19 protein-coding genes are annotated in these 18,009 nt (G+C 42.8%); 12 read left to right on the top strand and 7 right to left on the bottom strand.

Translation table 11 applies throughout. The annotated features are described in order from the left end of the window. The first annotated feature begins 109 nt into the window (after positions 1-109). The 5 genes from MHI51_RS13345 to MHI51_RS13365 are packed head-to-tail and all read left to right on the top strand — an operon-like array spanning position 110 to position 4,770. Positions 110-1,126, top strand: coding sequence for an ABC transporter substrate-binding protein (locus MHI51_RS13345; protein WP_076126035.1), 1,017 nt, complete (start codon positions 110-112; stop codon positions 1,124-1,126). Positions 1,127-1,148: 22 nt separating this feature from the next. Then, positions 1,149-2,156 (top strand): FecCD family ABC transporter permease, encoded by a 1,008-nt coding sequence (locus MHI51_RS13350; RefSeq protein WP_370510681.1) that lies wholly within the window; start codon positions 1,149-1,151, stop codon positions 2,154-2,156. Between the two features lie 25 nt (positions 2,157-2,181). Continuing rightward, complete coding sequence (locus MHI51_RS13355; RefSeq protein ID WP_076126226.1) at positions 2,182-3,186, top strand: iron ABC transporter permease; 1,005 nt, start codon at positions 2,182-2,184, stop codon at positions 3,184-3,186. A 19-nt stretch (positions 3,187-3,205) separates the two neighbouring features. Further along, positions 3,206-4,006: an alpha/beta hydrolase gene (locus MHI51_RS13360; RefSeq protein WP_405173947.1), complete on the top strand. Its 801-nt coding sequence runs from the start codon at positions 3,206-3,208 to the stop codon at positions 4,004-4,006. 11 nt (positions 4,007-4,017) lie between these two features. Continuing rightward, positions 4,018-4,770, top strand: coding sequence for an alpha/beta hydrolase (locus tag MHI51_RS13365; RefSeq protein ID WP_405173948.1), 753 nt, complete (start codon positions 4,018-4,020; stop codon positions 4,768-4,770). A gap of 63 nt (positions 4,771-4,833) precedes the next feature. Here MHI51_RS13365 and MHI51_RS13370 read toward each other — a convergent pair whose 3' ends face one another. Then, a complete protein-coding gene (locus MHI51_RS13370) occupies positions 4,834-5,370 on the bottom strand; it encodes an SRPBCC domain-containing protein (RefSeq protein WP_405173949.1) in 537 nt (178 codons plus the stop codon). Between the two features lie 51 nt (positions 5,371-5,421). Further along, positions 5,422-5,754: a helix-turn-helix transcriptional regulator gene (locus MHI51_RS13375; RefSeq protein WP_076126043.1), complete on the bottom strand. Its 333-nt coding sequence runs from the start codon at positions 5,752-5,754 to the stop codon at positions 5,422-5,424. A gap of 345 nt (positions 5,755-6,099) precedes the next feature. Here MHI51_RS13375 and MHI51_RS13380 point away from each other — a divergent pair, with 345 nt between their 5' ends. The 7 genes from MHI51_RS13380 (at position 6,100) to mnhG (ending at position 12,684) form a co-directional block, all read left to right on the top strand. Further along, positions 6,100-6,738, top strand: coding sequence for a universal stress protein (locus tag MHI51_RS13380; protein WP_232061321.1), 639 nt, complete (start codon positions 6,100-6,102; stop codon positions 6,736-6,738). Positions 6,739-6,865: 127 nt separating this feature from the next. Beyond that, positions 6,866-9,730, top strand: a complete 2,865-nt coding sequence (locus MHI51_RS13385; RefSeq protein ID WP_076275879.1) for a Na+/H+ antiporter subunit A — start codon at positions 6,866-6,868, stop codon at positions 9,728-9,730. Then, positions 9,730-10,065, top strand: coding sequence for a Na(+)/H(+) antiporter subunit C (locus tag MHI51_RS13390; protein ID WP_036686402.1), 336 nt, complete (start codon positions 9,730-9,732; stop codon positions 10,063-10,065). The genes MHI51_RS13385 and MHI51_RS13390 overlap by 1 nt, the downstream gene beginning before the upstream one ends. Next, positions 10,062-11,540 carry a Na+/H+ antiporter subunit D gene (locus MHI51_RS13395; RefSeq protein WP_076183579.1) on the top strand — a complete coding sequence of 493 codons (1,479 nt, stop codon included), beginning with the start codon at positions 10,062-10,064 and terminating at the stop codon, positions 11,538-11,540. The genes MHI51_RS13390 and MHI51_RS13395 overlap by 4 nt, the downstream gene beginning before the upstream one ends. A gap of 4 nt (positions 11,541-11,544) precedes the next feature. Further along, positions 11,545-12,018 carry a Na+/H+ antiporter subunit E gene (locus tag MHI51_RS13400; RefSeq protein ID WP_076126047.1) on the top strand — a complete coding sequence of 158 codons (474 nt, stop codon included), beginning with the start codon at positions 11,545-11,547 and terminating at the stop codon, positions 12,016-12,018. Further along, complete coding sequence (locus MHI51_RS13405) at positions 12,018-12,311, top strand: Na(+)/H(+) antiporter subunit F1 (RefSeq protein ID WP_036686407.1); 294 nt, start codon at positions 12,018-12,020, stop codon at positions 12,309-12,311. Before MHI51_RS13400 ends, MHI51_RS13405 begins: the two co-directional genes overlap by 1 nt. Then, positions 12,286-12,684, top strand: a complete 399-nt coding sequence (gene mnhG, locus MHI51_RS13410; protein ID WP_076217785.1) for a monovalent cation/H(+) antiporter subunit G — start codon at positions 12,286-12,288, stop codon at positions 12,682-12,684. The genes MHI51_RS13405 and mnhG overlap by 26 nt, the downstream gene beginning before the upstream one ends. A gap of 133 nt (positions 12,685-12,817) precedes the next feature. Here mnhG and MHI51_RS13415 read toward each other — a convergent pair whose 3' ends face one another. From MHI51_RS13415 to MHI51_RS13435, 5 genes are all read right to left on the bottom strand, one after another. Next, positions 12,818-13,195: a PilZ domain-containing protein gene (locus MHI51_RS13415; RefSeq protein ID WP_076126051.1), complete on the bottom strand. Its 378-nt coding sequence runs from the start codon at positions 13,193-13,195 to the stop codon at positions 12,818-12,820. Positions 13,196-13,275: 80 nt separating this feature from the next. Further along, on the bottom strand, positions 13,276-14,085 hold the full coding sequence (locus tag MHI51_RS13420) for a hypothetical protein (protein WP_076217784.1): 810 nt from the start codon (positions 14,083-14,085) through the stop codon (positions 13,276-13,278). Positions 14,086-14,145: 60 nt separating this feature from the next. Continuing rightward, positions 14,146-15,519, bottom strand: coding sequence for a HAMP domain-containing sensor histidine kinase (locus MHI51_RS13425; RefSeq protein WP_076217783.1), 1,374 nt, complete (start codon positions 15,517-15,519; stop codon positions 14,146-14,148). A 1-nt stretch (position 15,520) separates the two neighbouring features. Beyond that, positions 15,521-16,180 (bottom strand): response regulator transcription factor, encoded by a 660-nt coding sequence (locus MHI51_RS13430; protein ID WP_076135640.1) that lies wholly within the window; start codon positions 16,178-16,180, stop codon positions 15,521-15,523. A 214-nt stretch (positions 16,181-16,394) separates the two neighbouring features. After that, entirely contained in the window at positions 16,395-17,885 is a 1,491-nt protein-coding gene (locus MHI51_RS13435) for a 4-hydroxyphenylacetate 3-hydroxylase N-terminal domain-containing protein (RefSeq protein WP_342410761.1), read from the bottom strand. Positions 17,886-18,009: the final 124 nt, after the last annotated feature.

The following is an 18,009-nucleotide window of genomic DNA, read 5'->3' on the forward strand; positions in this document are numbered from 1 at the left end:
AAGAAAAGTATTGATAATTATTCTCATATGATTTAATATGATAACGATTCTCATTATCATTACTTTAGTTTGAAGAATGATAAATAAAATATAGATGGGGAGATTGATTATGAATCAGAAAAAATATTTATTAGCTGGGGTATCAGCAGTTTTAGCTTTGAGTTTGGCAGCTTGCGGTAACAATGAAAAGGATAAGACAGCTTCAGAAAAAAGCACAAATAATGCTGCAGTAGCAGCAGAAGGAACTGCAAATAACAAAGGAAATGCGGCTCAGGAGGCTGTTGCCACTGAACAAACCGTTACATATTTGGGCAAGGATTATGTCGTGCCTGCAAAGATTAATAATATTGTAGCAGCAAGTCTCGAATCTATGGAAGATGCTGCCATACTGGGAGTGAAACCTGTAGGTGTACTTGCAATAGCTGATGCTATTCCAGGTTATCTGTCAACTGACCTAGCGGGTGCATCCTTAGTGGGGGATAAATTTGCTCCAAGTAATGAAGCGATTCTGCAACTGGATCCAGATGTTATCTTAGGGTCTTCCAAGTTTGGGGAAGATGTGGCCGGCGCACTTAATAAAATTCAAACGATGATTCCTTATTCACATATTTCAACAAACTGGAAAGATAACTTGCTCTTATTAGGCCAATTATCCGGTAAGACCACAGATGCAGAAAAAATTATTAGTGATTATGAATCTAAAGCTGCGGGTGCAAAGGCTGAAATTGGAGAAAAGCTGAAAGATCAATCCATTCTAGTCATTCGTATTCGTCAGGGCAGTATGTGTGTGTATCCTGCTGGCGTTTATTTGAATCCGGTTATTTATGAAGATCTGGGTGCTGCCATTCCTGAGGTGATTTCCTCTACAGAAGCACAAGCAGAGCTTTCATTAGAAGCTTTGGCGGATATTAATCCGGACTATATTTTCTTGCAGTTTGAGACTAGTGAGAATACTGATAATGCAACAGCTCTTGATGATTTGCTCAAGAATCCGATCTTCAAAAGCGTAACTGCTGTCAAAAATAATCATGTGTTTGTAAATGCAATTGATCCGTTGGCACAAGGTGGAACGGCTTGGTCTAAAGTAAGATTCCTGGATGCGGCAATTGAAAACCTGTTGAAGTAAAACCGAAGGTGCGATGAATAAGATGAATACAAAAAATTGGAAAGTTATATTGATCCTATCAACTTCTCCATTATTCATCGTATTAGCAATGGTTGTATCCGTCTTATATGGTGTTAAAGATATTGGAATATTGACAATATGGCAGGCGATTACACACTTCGATGCTAATAATGTGGACCACAACATTATTATGACATCTAGATTTCCGCGTGTAATCGCCGCTTTATTAGTTGGAGCGGCTCTGGCTGTTTCAGGGGCGTTAATGCAGGGGGTTACACGTAACTATCTTGCATCACCATCGATTATGGGAGTAAATGACGGATCGGCATTTGTTATTACGTTGGCTATGGTGTTTTATCCGGGATTATCGAATGTTCAGATGATTATTTTATCCATGGTGGGTTCAGCCATCGGAGCGGGTTTGGTTTTCGGATTTGGTTCATTGGTCAAAAACGGCTTATCTCCAGTCAGGTTAGCCATTATTGGAACTGTAATTGGTACTTTTTTAAGTAGTATCGCCTCAGCAGTAGCGATGTTTTTTCAAGTTTCACAAAATGTTAGCGTCTGGTATAGCTCGAAAATACATACCGTTAATCCAGATATGCTAATATTATCAGTTCCTTTTATAATCGTTGGACTGCTCTTGGCGGTTAGTATTTCTAAGTCAGTAATGGTTGCTTCCCTGGGGGATGAAACCGCGATTAGCTTGGGTCAACGAACAAAATGGGTGAAAATTGTCAGTATTATATCTGTTATATGTCTGACCGGGACAGCAGTAGCTTTAGTCGGCAAGATAGCCTTTGTGGGTCTAATCATTCCTCATATTACACGTTTTATCGTAGGTATAGACTATCGCTTTATCATTCCTTGCTCAGCGGTGATTGGAGCTGTTTTTTTAGCGTTTTGCGATGTCTTAAGCCGTTATATTAACTTTCCGTTTGAGACGCCAATTGGTGTTGTAACAGCCTTTATTGGCATCCCTTTCTTCCTTTATTTAATTCGGGTTAAAGGGGGAGAGCAGCGTGGATAGAAGTAAAGTACAGTTTAGCCGCTATATGCTTACACTATTAGTTTTTATCCTGTTAACCCTTGTGGCCGGATATTTTCATCTTACGAATGGCGTGTTTGATATGTCTGTAATGGATGTGATAAAAACACTGCTGCGAATAGATCCTAATGCTAAATTTGACCTGGTTATTTTTCAGTTTCGGTTACCACGGATCATTATTGCCTCATTAGTAGGAATAGGTCTGGGGATAGCGGGAACTGTCATTCAAGGGATTACCCGTAACGGGCTGGCTGATCCAGGTATCCTTGGGATTAATGCAGGCGCAGGAGCTGCCATCGTTGCGTTTATGTTTTTCTTTCAGATGTCGGGAGTTACTTTTTTCAAAGAAAGCTGGTTCTCGATACTAGCCATGCCGCTGTTTGGTTTTGTAGGTGGGCTTGCCGCAGTTGTCATTATCTTTATTTTTTCATGGCGGAATGGTGCACTCGATATGCAACGCTTGATTTTGACAGGGATCGCGATTAGCAGTGGTTTTGGTGCGTTGTCGTTGTATATCTCTCTGAAAATGAATGCAAGTGATTATGAGATGGCTGCGGTTTGGAGTGTCGGAAGTATTTACAGCGCGAACTGGACTTATATCATTATGATCGCACCTTGGGTGCTTATTTTAGGATTTATAATGTATCGAAAAAGCTATTTACTCAATTATTTTCAATTGGAGGATTCCAGTACAAAGAGCTTAGGGATCTCTGTAGAAAAAGAAAAGCTGATCTTTCTGTTATGCAGTGTGGGGATCGTAAGTGTTTGTGTATCTGTATCCGGTTCTATAAGTTTTATAGGCTTGATGGCTCCTCATATCGCCAGAAGATTAGTAGGGATTAATCACCGCTATATTATGTTATCCAGTGCAGTGGTAGGGATGTTTTTGCTGGTGATCTCGGATTATTTTGCCAAAACAATATTTCAGCCGGCAGAGTTACCCGTGGGTATAGTCGTTTCGATTATTGGAATTCCTTATTTCTTATATTTATTAGCAAAGTCAAGAGTGTAGGGGAGAGTGTACAGAAAAAATGACAACACAAGTAGAGCTCGAACACACAGAATCATGGAAACTTGAATCTCAGTATACGGGTTACACGTACGATATAAAGGTTTCTCTTCCCAGAGAAGCAGCACCAGAAAAGGGCTTCCCCGTGTATTACATGCTCGATGGTAATTCATATTTTCAATTGGGTCGGGATGTTGTGAAATTGCAGTCAAGAAATGCCCCGAAAACTTTTATTGCACCAGCAATTGTGATTGGCATTGGACATTATGGTTCAGATGAAGAGGTCTCCAAAAGAAGATTTTATGATTTCACACCTCCGGCGAAGCAGTATGTATATCCGGACCGATTGAAAAATGCTGACATAGGACCACATGGTGGAGCTGAGAAGTTTTTGGCTTTTTTAGAATTAGAGTTAATGCCAGCAATCATCAAGAAATATAATGTGGATCAGTATAAACAAGCCTTGTTTGGTCACTCTCTCAGCGGTCTATTTGTCCTCTGGACGTTATTCACTCGTACGAAGCTATTCCAGTATTATTTGGCCTCTAGTCCATCCATTTGGTGGAATGATCATGAAATCCTGACGTATGCGGAGCAGTTCTATCACAAGGGTCAAGAGTTGACGGCCGATAAACAAAAGTTATTGATTACCGTAGGGAGTGAAGAGTCGTTTATGGTCGATGACGCAGCAATATTATTTTCAAAATTGAATGAGTATGCTTTGCCTAATTTAGAGGTTAAGCACTATGTCGCACCCAATGAAAATCACGCTTCTGTAGTACCAACGATTATGAGTAGAGCGTTTCGAGTGCTGAACTGTTAAGGAGTGGGGATATGACGCAAATGAGGGCAGGCGAGCTTGTGCTTTTTGAACATATGGATCGTCAGATTACCGTGTATTTACCGAAAGAATATCATCTATTTCCGGAGCGGATGTTTCCAGCGGTTTTCTTACAGGATGGAGATTTTTTGTTCAAAGAGGCGATTACAGCAATAGAGAAAGATGTAGAAGAGGGAGTAACAGAGCCGGTTATTTTTATCGGGATTGATTCTCAGTTGCGGAATGATGAATATACACCTTGGGAAATGCCTGCTCTTTTTAAGGATTGGTCCTTTGGGGGCAAGGGCGATGATTATTTGAATTATGTCTATCAGGATCTTGTACCCTATATCAAAAGCTCCTATCGCATCTCCAACGAGCCGGAGAAATTGGCTTTGGGTGGTGTTTCACTAGGTGGATTAATAAGTCTGTACGCGATGTACAAGACTGAAGCTACTGTTGGGAATTTTATATTGATATCTGCGTCTGTATGGTTTAAAGATTTCATTCATTTCATGGAGACATCAAGACTAGATAGGGAATGCAGAATTTATATGTATGTTGGTGAACAGGAAGGGATCCACAAGACAAATGCCCAGAAGGACATGGTGCCTAACAGCAAACGTGCTTATGATATTTTAAAAGAGAAGATTGATGGAGCGGATCAGCGAGTGAAGTTTGAGACGGATCCGCTGGGCACGCATAATGACACGTTTTTCCTGCAATATTTTCCGAATAGTATCAGGTTCTTATTTCCAGCAAAATAAACATAATAGGACGAGCAGGAGAGAGTATCCTTGCATCGTCCTACTTATCGTGTGATAGCTGCTCTAGTTATTCTTCTGTAAATTCTCAAGATGGGCGTCCAAATTATCGAAGGTTTGGGAAATCCCCTCTAACATCCCCATATCAATCACTTGTTGCAAGGCTTCCGGAGAAGTGTATTTACCGGAATTCACCAGCTTCGTTTGACCCTCCAGGTCGATAAAATCTAGCTGGACAAGCGTTTCAGGCAAATCTTTTGAAATATTACCCTCTGCATCTGAGAATCCATCTGTATAAATGACTTGTTCTGGGGCTGTAATTTCCTTATACAACGCCTTGCCCCAAGACTCCATACCGTAGAAATCCCCTTGATTCTTATCCACGCACTTCATGCAATAATGCCAAGTACCCCCTGGACGGAAATCGACATTACATACGGGAAGCGTCCACCCTTTTGGACCCCACCAGTGCTTCAAATGCTCAGCCTCAGAAAAAGCCTTGAATACTAGCTCACGTGGAGCTTGGAATACGCGCTCTAATACTAATGTGTTGCCATCAACAACTTTGGATACCACTTGGTTGGACGGGTTAGAATTTGTCATGGGATAGATCCTCCTCAAATTTGTTTGCTTCCTGCCAATTTCGACCTGAGGCTATGATTTATTATTGTTTTCATTGCTCTGTAGCTTTTGTAAATAATCATCCAGTCGATCGTATCGTTCTTCCCATATATGGCGGTAGGAGTCTAACCAATCGTCTATTTCCTTAAATGGATCAGGACGGAGCTTGCAAATGCGCTTGTTAGCAACAGCTTGAACTTCAATTAAGCCCGCTTCACTAAGGACGCGCAAATGCTTGGACGCTTGAGGCTGCCGTAGCTGAAGACTTTCTGCAATCTCCCCAACGGTTAGAGGATTCTCGCGTAATAGTTCAACGATCTGCATGCGGTGGGGCTCAGCTAAGGCACTCATAACGTTAGTATTCATAAACAAGGATCACTTCGATTCATTAAATTCATTCGCATCTCTATTATGACATACTCTGGTTGAGCGGCTCTATAGCGCCTCCTTTTTGGTATTTCCTGTTTGTGGTGATAATATACCATGGAGGGAATATTCCTGTAAAGGAATATATAATAACCATTGTATGACAACTGCAAGAGAAGGGCATGATACAAGCATTAAAAAGAAATATGTTCCATGATAACCAACAAACTTTACAAAAAACATAGGAATAGATATAATTAAGTATAACTTATCGGGTTTTAGAATTACGCAAGGGGCCTAACGCCAGTGGGCTCCTTTTGTATTTCTTGGCCATGTTACAGGAGGGTGAAGGTCATACACAATGAAAAGATTATGGTTTGTGTTCATTATGGTCCGCATGGGGAGCGTTTAATCCGGCGTGGTGTCCAACTATCTGAAATTATAGGGGCGCCATTGTTTGTATTAAATGTCGATAGTTCGGATATTGATGAATATAATCAGAGCAAAGAAATGTATATGACGGTCTGGAAACGTCTTGCCGATGAAGCTGGCGCAGAGTTTATCATTCGGAAACGTGAAGGCCGAAAAACAACAGATATTATTGTAGAAGTTGCTGAAGAGAATGAGGTCACACAGATCGTCATTGGACAATCTGCTCAAACTCGGTGGCAGGAGCTAACCAAACGTAATTTCATCAATGAACTCATTGGTAAAATGAAAATGATGGATCTGCATGTCGTGGCTGTGCAGCGGATGCGTGCAGGGCTGGAAGAAACCCATGAGGAAGGCGTTATCGCTTACCTGGTCAAAAACGGGGCTGAGTACCAGCTCAGTGATGAACCTCAGGGAGAGTATTCGCTTAAGGGAAAGTTCTTTCACGAACTACACACAGAATTTGAGAACGGTTTATTCAGAATTGAGCAAGAAGATGGAAAGGCTAGGTATCTGCATATTTGTGATGGCACATTGACCGATTCTTTATAATCGGGCTTGCCCTTATCAACATTGGGGCCTTGTATAAAAGGCCCTACCAATCATATGATCTTTGGCTTTTGGTAAAAAAGTAAGTACTAAAGTTCACAACTTGATAAGCTCAAGTGGAAAAGGAGGACTGCCTTTGCTGCATGTAATCATACTTGTTCCGTTTCTAATGGCCTTAGTAATCGCACTTTTGTCCAAGAGAGCACCCAACCTTCATAGAGGATGGCTTGTTTTCCCTGGTTCACTCGTTTTGTTTGTTTATTTCTTAACCCGGATTCCCGTTATTAAAGGTGGGGATTTGGGATATGAAACCATTTCATGGATTCCTTCACTAGGAATTGATTTGGTTTTCCATCTGGATGGATTAAGTTTGTTGTTTGCTTTGCTAATCACTGGGATGGGTAGTCTTGTAATTATCTATTCAATTTATTATCTGGACCGGCGAAAAGAAGCGTTAACCCCTTTTTATATTTATCTAATGTTGTTTATGGGGGCAATGCTTGGCGTTGTGCTCTCGGATAACTTGATGGTGTTATACGGCTTTTGGGAATTAACAAGTGTTTCGTCATTTCTGTTAATTGCCTTTTGGCATCGGCGGCAAAAATCGCGGTATGGTGCTCTCAAATCTATGTTGATTACCGTATTTGGTGGTTTAGCGATGTTTGCCGGCTTTTTAATGCTTTATGTAATGACAGGCACCTTTAGTATCCGGGAAATTTGGAGTGAGGTTGGCGATATTAGCGGGCATGCTTTATTTATTCCGGCGATGCTACTAATTCTCTTAGGCGCCTTCACCAAATCAGCTCAGTTCCCGTTTCATATCTGGCTGCCGGATGCCATGGAGGCACCGACACCCGTCAGCGCCTATCTGCACTCGGCAACGATGGTTAAAGCTGGATTGTATCTTGTCGCCCGTTTCAGCCCTGTTTTTGCGGGGCAATATGAGTGGTTCTGGGTTGTGTCAGGCGTCGGTTTGATCACCTTGATTTATGGCTCCATCCAGGCGATGAAGCAGACGGACCTGAAGGCTCTATTAGCCTATTCAACGATTAGTCAACTTGGACTGATTATGGGATTGCTGGGAATGGGATCGGCAGCGGCATTTTATGTAGGGGAAGATTCAGTCTTTTACACTGCTGCAACAACAGCGGCTATCTTTCACCTTATTAACCATGCCATCTTTAAAGGCTCTTTGTTTATGATGGTCGGTATAGTTGACCATGAGACGGGTACCCGCGACCTGCGAAAGCTGGGCGGACTGATTTCCATTATGCCGGTTACCTTTACGGTAGCGATGATCGGCAGTTTCTCGATGGCTGGTTTGCCGCCATTTTCCGGGTTTTTAAGTAAAGAGATGTTTTTTACGGCTGTTCTGAATATCCGAAACCTGGATATATTGTCTATTCCCTCGTTGTTTACGCTCTTCCCGGTTTTGGCCTGGATTGCCAGCGTGTTTACTTTTGCATACAGTATGATTTTGGTTTTCCACACCTTTTTCGGAAAATATCAGCCTGAGAAGCTGGACAAAAAACCGCATGAAGCCCCATTTGGACTTCTGCTTGCCCCGTGCCTGCTAGCAGTGCTGTCTATATTTATCGGTTTTTTCCCGAATATATTATCCAAAACACTTATTATCCCTGCAATGAATGCTATTCACCCTATCTTGCAGACCGGAGAACCCTTTGTTGTGAATATTCATTTCTGGCACGGCTTTACACCAGAAATATGGATGACACTTGGTGTTGTGATTATTGGTATTATTGTATACCGAATCTATGGCCGCTGGAGTCTGGTCGATAAAGAATGGGGCAGTGGCTACACTTTAAATCAAGTCTATGACGGAGTAATCCGGCTGGTCGAGAAATCGTCTAGGGCGTTGACTGGTACCTATATGACAGGTTCCATGCGCCATTACTTGATGTATATCTTCGCTTTCCTGATCGTAGCCATTGGTGGAGCCGTGTGGTATACCGATGGAATAACGCTTGGGACAACTGAATATGCTCCGTTTTCTTTGTTTGAAGTTATTGTTGTTATGGTTATGCTTGTGGGCGCTTTGGCTATCCCCTTTGTTCGTTCCAGAATCACAGCCATTTTGTTAACAGGAATGGTTGGTTATATGGTTACTTTACTCTTTGTTCTGTTCCGGGCACCTGATCTGGCGCTTACCCAGATGATTGTCGAAGTAGTATCCGTTACATTGTTCCTGCTATGTTTTCGGCATTTGCCTAAGCTGGAGAAAGAGCCGCTCAAACTTCGGTCCCGCTTGCCTAAGCTAATTATTTCCATCGGGATGGGAATAACCATGACATTGGTTGCACTTGCTGCTTTAGGCAGTAGTCCGTTCGAATCCATCTCGAAATATTATGTGGAGAATAGCTATACCTTGGGTGGCGGTAAAAATATTGTTAATGTTCTGCTCGTTGATTTCCGCGGCTTTGATACCATGTTTGAAATTACAGTGCTTGGCCTTGCCTCACTTGCTATTTATTCCATGATCAAACTGCAGTTGGATACGGATGGAACTATTACCCCACTGAAGCGGGCTGTGAAGGATAATAAACCACGTTCTTCTGTAAGTGATGATGTGTTACTACAAGCGGTAGCTAAAGTAGCCTTCGTTATGATACTAATATTTTCGCTTTATCTGTTTTTCGCCGGACATAATAATCCGGGAGGCGGATTTATTGGAGCATTGATGGCATCAGCCGCATTGGTACTGCTCGCCATTACTTTTGGGATTGATATGGTTGAGAAGGTATTGCCTATCGACTATCGTAAGTTAATCGCGGTTGGGGTATCTGTAGCTTTTCTTACAGGAATAGGTTCGTTTTTATTCGATGTACCTTTTCTGAGCCAAGCGTTTGGCTATTTCCAACTGCCACTTATGGGCAAAACAGAACTGACCACAGCAATGTTCTTTGATCTCGGTGTTTTCTTAGCTGTTATTGGTGTCACTATGAATATCATATTTACGATCGGGAGGGATAGCTAATGGAGCTTATTATTGCCCTGGCGATCGGTGTACTGTTTTCCGTAGGTGTTTATCTAGTTCTTTCCAAAAGCTTGCTGCGCATCCTTCTGGGAACCACTTTAATAACGCACGGCGTTCATTTGTTGTTACTGACAATGTCTGGCCTCAAGACAGGTGCTGCACCATTGCTGGGTGAGGAAGCGGAAGCTTATGTCGATCCTTTGCCGCAGGCGCTCATTTTGACCTCTATTGTAATTAGCTTTGGAGTAACAGCATTTTTTATTGTTTTGGCATACCGGACTTACCGCTCGACGGGTACCGATGATGTGGAAGGAACCAAGGAGGAGAGACGATGAACAACTTGTTAGTGCTGCCTCTGCTGATTCCGGCCATTACGGCAGTAATACTCATTTTTCTGAAAGAACGAGTACGTCTGCAACGAATCATAAGTGCCGTCAGTGTGTTTTTAAATATCTTTGTTGCAGGATTCATTGTGTATCAGGTAAATACAAACGGTATCCAGACCTTATATATGGGGGGATGGCGTCCACCTTATGGCATTGTGTTTGTTGCCGATATGTTTTCGGCATTGCTCGTGTTGACTGCGGCCATTGTTGGCGCGGCTTGTCTGTTTTTTTCCTTCGCTAGCATTGGGGAAGACAGGGAACGGTTTTATTACTATCCGTTTTTCCATTTTTTATTAACCGGGGTATTTGGCTCTTTCCTCACCGGGGACCTGTTTAACTTGTTTGTCTGCTTTGAGGTGCTGTTAGTTGCCTCTTACGCTTTGATCGTACTTGGTGGGTCCAAGGGTCAACTGCGAGAGACATTAAAGTATGTATTAATTAATGTGATTTCCTCTTCCTTGTTTGTGGCGACGATTGCTTATTTATATGCCGCGACAGGAACACTGAATATGGCGCATCTATCTATGCGTGTAGCAGAGGCGGGACAAGGCGGTGTAATGAACGTCATTGCGGTCCTGCTGCTAATTGTATTTTCGATTAAGGCAGGATTACTGCTCTTTTTCTGGCTTCCCGATTCTTATAGTGCACCACCATTGGCTGTTAGAGCCCTGTTTGGGGCTTTGCTAACCAAGGTCGGATTGTATGCAATTACTCGTACCTTTACTTTGATTTTTATTCAAGAACCGGGACTCACCCATACATTGATTGCCTGGATGGCGGGGGCGACGATGATACTTGGGGCAATCGGGGCATTGGCATACAACGATTTGGGCCGAATATTTAATTATAATATCATCATCAGTGTAGGATTTATTGCTTTTGGGATCTCTGTCGCGACTCAGGATTCGTTAAATGGTGTAGTGTTTTATTTAATGCATGACATGGTTGCCAAAGCATTATTATTCTTTCTGGGTGGGATGATTATCTCAGCTTCAGGCACTGACCGCTTAAAAGAAATGGGTGGTTTAATCCGACGTTATCCGTGGACCGGCTGGATGTTTTTTGTACTGACTTTGGCATTGGTTGGTGTTCCGCCCCTTAGTGGTTTCGCTGGAAAAGTGATGATGGTGCGGAGTGGATTTGGCGAGAATCACGTGGCTCTGGCGCTGATTGCACTTGCATCCAGCTTCGTAGTGTTATATTCCTTGATCAAGGTATTCCAGCAAGTGTTCTGGGGTGGCGAGAAAAGGGAAGAACAGGTCAAACCGCTTCATTATAAAGCTATGATGGCACCGGCAGCTGTTCTGTTCGCGATTGTAATTCTGATGGGTGTGGGTGCGGAGACGGTAAACGGACTTGTCAGCCAAGCCGGAGCTGTACTGGCTGATCCAGCACTATACATTAACGCTGTCATGAAGGAGTGATACTATGGCTTTTCAACTATTATTGAATTTCATGATAGCATTCCTGTGGATGTTCCTGCACAATGACTGGACTGGGCCGCGTTTCGTCATTGGTTTCTTGATCGGTATCCTCATTCTGCTCGGAATGCGACGTTTTTGGCCCAGATTATATCTAGGAAAAGTGTGGGCAATTATTAAGCTAATCCTGTTGCTGCTGCGGGAGCTGGTCGTTTCAAGTTATGTAGTAGTAAAAGCTGTTCTGAGACCGGAGCTTAATATACGTCCGGCAATCTTGAAATATACTACAGAGCTGAAATCGGATTGGGAAGTGGCTACTTTGATCACATTGCTCTGCCTTACTCCCGGATCTGTGGTACTTGAAGTATCGGATGATAACCGGACTTTGTATATTCATGCCATGGATGTTGAGGATCCCGCACAGTTCAGAGCGAATATCCGTGACACCTTTGAGCGTGCGATATTGGAGGTGACCCGTTAATGATCCATTTTATTCTTATGCTCTCGCTTACGATTATGGCGCTGGCGATTGGTGTATGTGCCTGGCGGTTGTTGAAGGGGCCTTCTTTGCCCGACCGGGTAGCGGCACTGGATACGATTGGAATTAATCTGTTAGCCATGGTAGCCGTTCTTTCTGTTTTACTACGAACGCAGGCTTTTATCGAAATTATTTTGTTAATAGGCATTCTTTCCTTTATCGGCACGACGGCATTTGCCAGATACATCGAAAGGGGAGTGGTGCTTGAACATGGAAACGATCAAGATAGTCGGTGAATTGCTGTTTGCCTTATTAATACTGATGGGGGCATTGCTTAGTGCTGTAAGTGCTTATGGTCTGATTCGGCTGCCTGATGTTTATCTGAGATCACATGCCGCTGCCAAAAGTGCCACCCTTGGAGTTTTATGTGTTCTGAGCGGGGCCTTTCTATATTTTGCATTTTTTCTAGATCATATAAGCGCTAAGCTGCTACTGGGGATTGTCTTTGTATTTATGACCTCACCTTTATCTGCGCATTTGACGGGCAGAGCTGCTTATCGCTCAGGGGTTCCCTTATGGAATCGCAGAATTCAAGATGATTTAAGAGAGGTACTGGAGAAAGAAAAAGCTGTAGCAGCATCCCCTGAACGGGATGTGACTCAAGAATAAAATCCATGAAATGGTGATCTGCGATTTCGGATTACAACAATAAGTTTGGATCGTAATAGCTAAAAAGCAACAACCCTGCATGAAAACGCGGGGTTGTTGCTTTTTTAGATTAAAACTACTCTTTTTTTTTATCTTAACGAACTAATATTTTGCCTTCTCCAGCAAGGATGCGAAGTACTCTTGGGAGCCGATCACCATCATTCTCAGGGATGTCCAATTGAATGCCGTAGTGGAAACTGCCTTGTTGTTCTTTGTTCCATTTCAATATTCCTTCTATGTACATAGATTCATCCGTAAGATTCATTTCCATGCCAATGCGTACTAGGTTATTTTCTGGGTTGATATTGAGGGGTAACGATAAGTGGCAACCCGATCGACTGATGTCGAACAATACAGCCCTTACAGGCTTGGAAGGAACCTGGATTCCGTTAATAGTAAGAATATGAAGATCAAATGTTACAGGTTCTTTAAGTGTATATCGAAAAGGTTCGGTTCTGCGATTAGTGTTCATATGCTCCTCCATACTTTTCCATGTAATATAAATTATCGACATAAAAGTAGGATTAGTGAAGAGCTGATTCAATTTTTGATTTATTTCACTACTTGAGCAGTCTCGTAGGTAAGGCAGCGCAGACTTTGATCAGGATAACGCATTTCTGCCGTGTAGCTGCTGCCATCTTCCAGCATCATCTGAACAGCGACCATGCCGCGTTTATCATTGGTGTCAGTGTTGATCAGTGTAGCTGTAGCAATTTTCCGGCTTTCTTTTTGTTTATCTGTAAGGATAGTTATGGCCGCATTGATCCAACGGGCATCTTTATAGATAGTGCTGGCAGCAGAAGCGCTAATTGGTGTTCTTTTCAGAGCAATATTAATCGCGGTCGTGTTCACTACCATACCGTTTATGGGATCAATTAGTACATCATATTCCCAGAATTCCTTACCTTGCCCTTCTAGGGTCTTGGCGTTATATGGACTGAAATGTACAGCCCATGTCCACGGCAGCGAGGTTCGGGTATCACTCAGAATAACCCGCATCTGTAGCTTGGCAATGTCCACATCGAATAATTTGCGAACGCTTGAAGCAGCCAGAATAACGGCACCAGTTTGACTCAAATTCTCTGCAGCAGGCGGTGTGACAGTGGTCCGTTTGGATTCAGAATTCTCCTGACCTTCCATGTCTATGAAATTGTTAATGGGTTGTATTTCTTTAGCACTCATCTGCGGTTGCAGATCGTCATTCACTGTGGACACCGGCGTTGGTGCTTCCAACTTCACCCCTGGGGTTTTGGTGCTGGTTAAAGCTAAATGGGTGGTGTTTTGAATGACTGCACTGACGATTAGCAGACTCCCCGAGAACAGGAGTATAGCTAAAGTAGTGGGGAATTTTTTGTTATTCACTTGAATAACCTCCATTTGCTTCGGATGATGCTGAATCTTCCTAACCTTAAACTATAGATGTTATAGAGTAGGTGAACAGATGTTATGGAGTTGTAAAAAGATGCGGATACTTGTTCCTTGACCTAAAGTAGAATTCAGTGAAATTCTAGTTTGATGCGCATCTGCGATTTGCTTGCATAAAGATAAACCAAGACCCGCACCCCCGTATTCGCGTGTGCGCGATTTTTCACCTCGATAAAAGGGTTCAAAAACACGCGCGCTGTGTTCCGGTGTCATCCCAAATCCCGAATCACATACTTCCAATATGGCTTCATATTGCAATACATAGGCAAGCAAGCGGATGGTGCTCCCTTGCGGAGAGGCATGAATGGAATTTTCGACAAGGTTAACCAAGAAGGAAGTTAGCAGATCATGATCACCCCAAACCGCAGGGATGGAATAATCCATTTCTAGTTTGATGCCTGCTTCGTCCAACTTAAGCTGCTCAATCTGTTTAACCGATTTGAACAAATCTGATATGTCTACTTGTTTCAGAGTCAGAGGATGATGCCGTAGGACGGACAAATCCAGCAGTTTGAAGGCTAAATTCTTCAGGCGTAAGGTTTCACTAAGGATATATTGACCAGCCATCTGCTGTTCTTCCTGGCCTATATTTGCGGAAGTCAGAAATTCAGCAAATCCCTGCATACTGGTTAAAGGTGTGCGCAGTTCGTGGGCGAGGTTATCGACCATTCTCTGCTTTTCATCGGCCATATTAGACAGTTCGATCACGTGCTGCTCCACTGCGTTTGCCATTCGGTTAAAGTTCAGGGCTAACTCACCAAATTCATCTTTACTGCGCAACTGCACGCGCTCGGTATATTTGCCTTCAGCGATCGTTTTTGTAGTCTTTGAAAGCTGTTTAAGTGGTTTGGTCAACTGCCGGATCAGCAAGTAGAGTAATAGGAGCAGAATTGGACCGATAATCCAGTTAATCATTACAAAAAAACGGTTCAGCTCATGCTGCTTAGCATACAGGTCACTGATATCACGTTGATAAACGATCGACAAAGCTTGATAGGGAGCAGGGAGCTCAGTAGAGAGTTGAATAGAATGTGACTCCGGTGTTGAGACTGATGGGACTCCGGCATTCGGATAAACCAGCTGGTCATTCTCCCAGAGCTGTAGTCCGATTCCCTGCTTATGATAAAATTCACCATAGGATTGAGCCACACTTGAGATTAAAGTAGAGGTAAGTGTGGCCCCACGGGTCTGAATCGATTCAAGATTTTCATAAATGTTGTTTGCAATTAATAGCTGTTCGCTTGAAGCACGCTGCATTTCGCTGTCCATGTTCAGCTGCCAGCTTTTTTTCATAATCATGATTACACTCACATCTAGGGCGACGATGAAGAAAGCGAGGACTGACAGCAGAATTTTATGCCAGAATCTCATACTAGACCTGAACTTCCAAGCGGTAACCAAGCTTAAATACGGTTTTAATTCGTTCTTCCCAGCCTAGTTTTTTGCGCAGCTGTCTGATGTGAACATCTACGGTACGGGTATCTCCTTCAAAATCATAGCCCCAGGCTAATTCCAGCAACTTTTCCCTTGATAAAGCAATATTTCTGTTGCGGATAAGGACCTCAAGCAGCTCAAATTCCCTAGCGGTTAAATCTACGGGTATCTGATCCACCATCACAAGCCTCTCAAGATAACGTACCTCAACGTTTTCACAGAGAAAATTGGAAATGCCTTTTTCGCTCCTGCGTAACACCACATTGATTCTTGCCAACAATTCAAGGATTTCAAAAGGTTTAATGATATAATCATCGGCGCCCAGCTCAAAGCCTTTGATGCGATCAGCCAGTGAATCTTTTGCGGTGATCAGAATCACCGGAATCTGTAAGTGAGCAATCCGCTGCATGATCTCAAAACCGTCCAGTTCGGGCAGCATTATATCGAGCAGAATTAAATCGGCCTTTTCACGTTCCAGCAGTTCAATAACCTCCAGCCCGCGATAAGCCTTGCTATAGGTATGTCCGACTAATTTTAGATTCATAGTAATTAAGTCACTGATTGCACGTTCATCTTCTACGACTATGATATGGCCCATAGTTCATTGTTCCCTCCTAAGCTAGCAAATCACTTCCTAATGCTAATAAACTATAAACAACTTATTACAGAATTGTCCAGTGCAGGTATGAAAAAGCATCTAGTTCTTCCTAATTTGGTTTGTTGATAAAGCTCAAAAAGGACTGAAAAAGAGAGCGGAAGCAGTCTCTTAATCAATCCTGAAAAACATCATTATAAACCTTCGCAACTCTTGATTAATTGGAAATTCCATCTGTTGTTGACTTAGACAAGTGGGCATCAGGGGCAATAAATTCGTGAACGATTTGACGAAAATACTCGTGATTATCATAGCTGTTGTACATACGCCAGGCCACTGTTTGGGAGTTGCCGAAAAATAACCGCTCAAACTGGGTTTGACGACCTCCGAATGCACCCGCTCCTAGTTCCCAAGCCAGCCGGAATAAGGCATTTCGATACCACGCATCCGAGACATTTCCCTTCAAATACTCATAAAGATACGAACCAGCGCTTGATGTAAAGTCGGCTTCAGAGGGGATCATGATGAGCCCGCTTGAACTGAGGTTTTGAACCATTTCAACCATCTCTGGGTAAAACTCTGAAAAGTGAATGGTTGAAGCCAACAGTGGACCTTTATCTGGAACGAGATATCCAAATTTGTCGAGCGAAGCCCCTATTTCCGCTGCAAGTCTTAAGGCTTTGAAAGTTTCTAAATAGGTTAATATTCTGGAAATAGGCAAAATCGTGTAGGACTCAAGGACAGCGTTTTGTTCTTCCGCCAAAGACTCTAGCATACCAAGAAAAAACTCGGTTTTTGCAATATAGCGGGTGACAATTTGGTGGGCCATATGCGTATGAAAGTTACTCTCGCTGAATAATCGGGAACAGTACCTCTCATCGCCATAATAAAATATACGATCATGAGGGATCAGTACACGGTCAAAGATAACAAGGGTATCCATTTCTTCATATCTTGAACTTAACGGATGGTCGTAAGTAGATGAGGCAGCGTAGCTTTCACGGCAAAAAAAAGTCATTCCAGGGAGATCATTAGGCACCGCAAAGGCAAACGCAAAGGGATTATCATCATCCACAAGTGAGGGTGAGGGAGTTGGGAATACAAGCATTTCATCGCATGTAGCTCCCTGTGTTGCCATCATAAAAGCACCGGTAACAAACATCCCTTGATCATTGATTTCTACGACTTTTGCAGCGATAGAATCCTCTGTAGCATCAATCTGGCCGGATATTTTGCTGGCTTGAGGCTGGATGAAAGCATGGGATAAGGTAATATCATGATCACGACAGTAGGCATAGTATTTTCTGAGGTTCTCAGCATATTTCGGATTATGATCCTCAAGGATATCAGCAGCTGTGAACAGAGACATGATGGCCGTATTCATATAATCGGGGGAACGTCCTAAAAATCCGTGATGTCTGTTAGACCAGAGTTCAATCATTTTTCTCCGGCGTTCTAAATCTTCAGCATTTTTGGGTGGAAGAAAAGATAAACCAACCGGATCTCCAGTATCAGGTGAAGGATAGGTCATCTGCGCCAAATAACGTTCATCACACTGCATGTTATACATTTCGGCTTGTGTTTGTATGAGACCTTGAAAGGCAGGGTGTTTGGATAAAGGACCTTCAACACGTGTTCCTTTGTACCAGATATTGATCTTTTGCCGGTCGATTCGTTCGATGTATTGATTACCTGTTTTTATAGGCATAGGTTCCACCTCTTTGAAGTCATCTTTGACTAATAAAGCCGTATTATTGCTATTAATGTACGTAATCATGAATCTCCGTGTACATTGTCCATAAACCGTGGTGAGCTGGGAGTTTAGGGTTGAC

It is taken from the genome of Paenibacillus sp. FSL H8-0260 (assembly GCF_045040625.1).
GTDB classification, from domain to species: domain Bacteria; phylum Bacillota; class Bacilli; order Paenibacillales; family Paenibacillaceae; genus Paenibacillus_AQ; species Paenibacillus_AQ odorifer.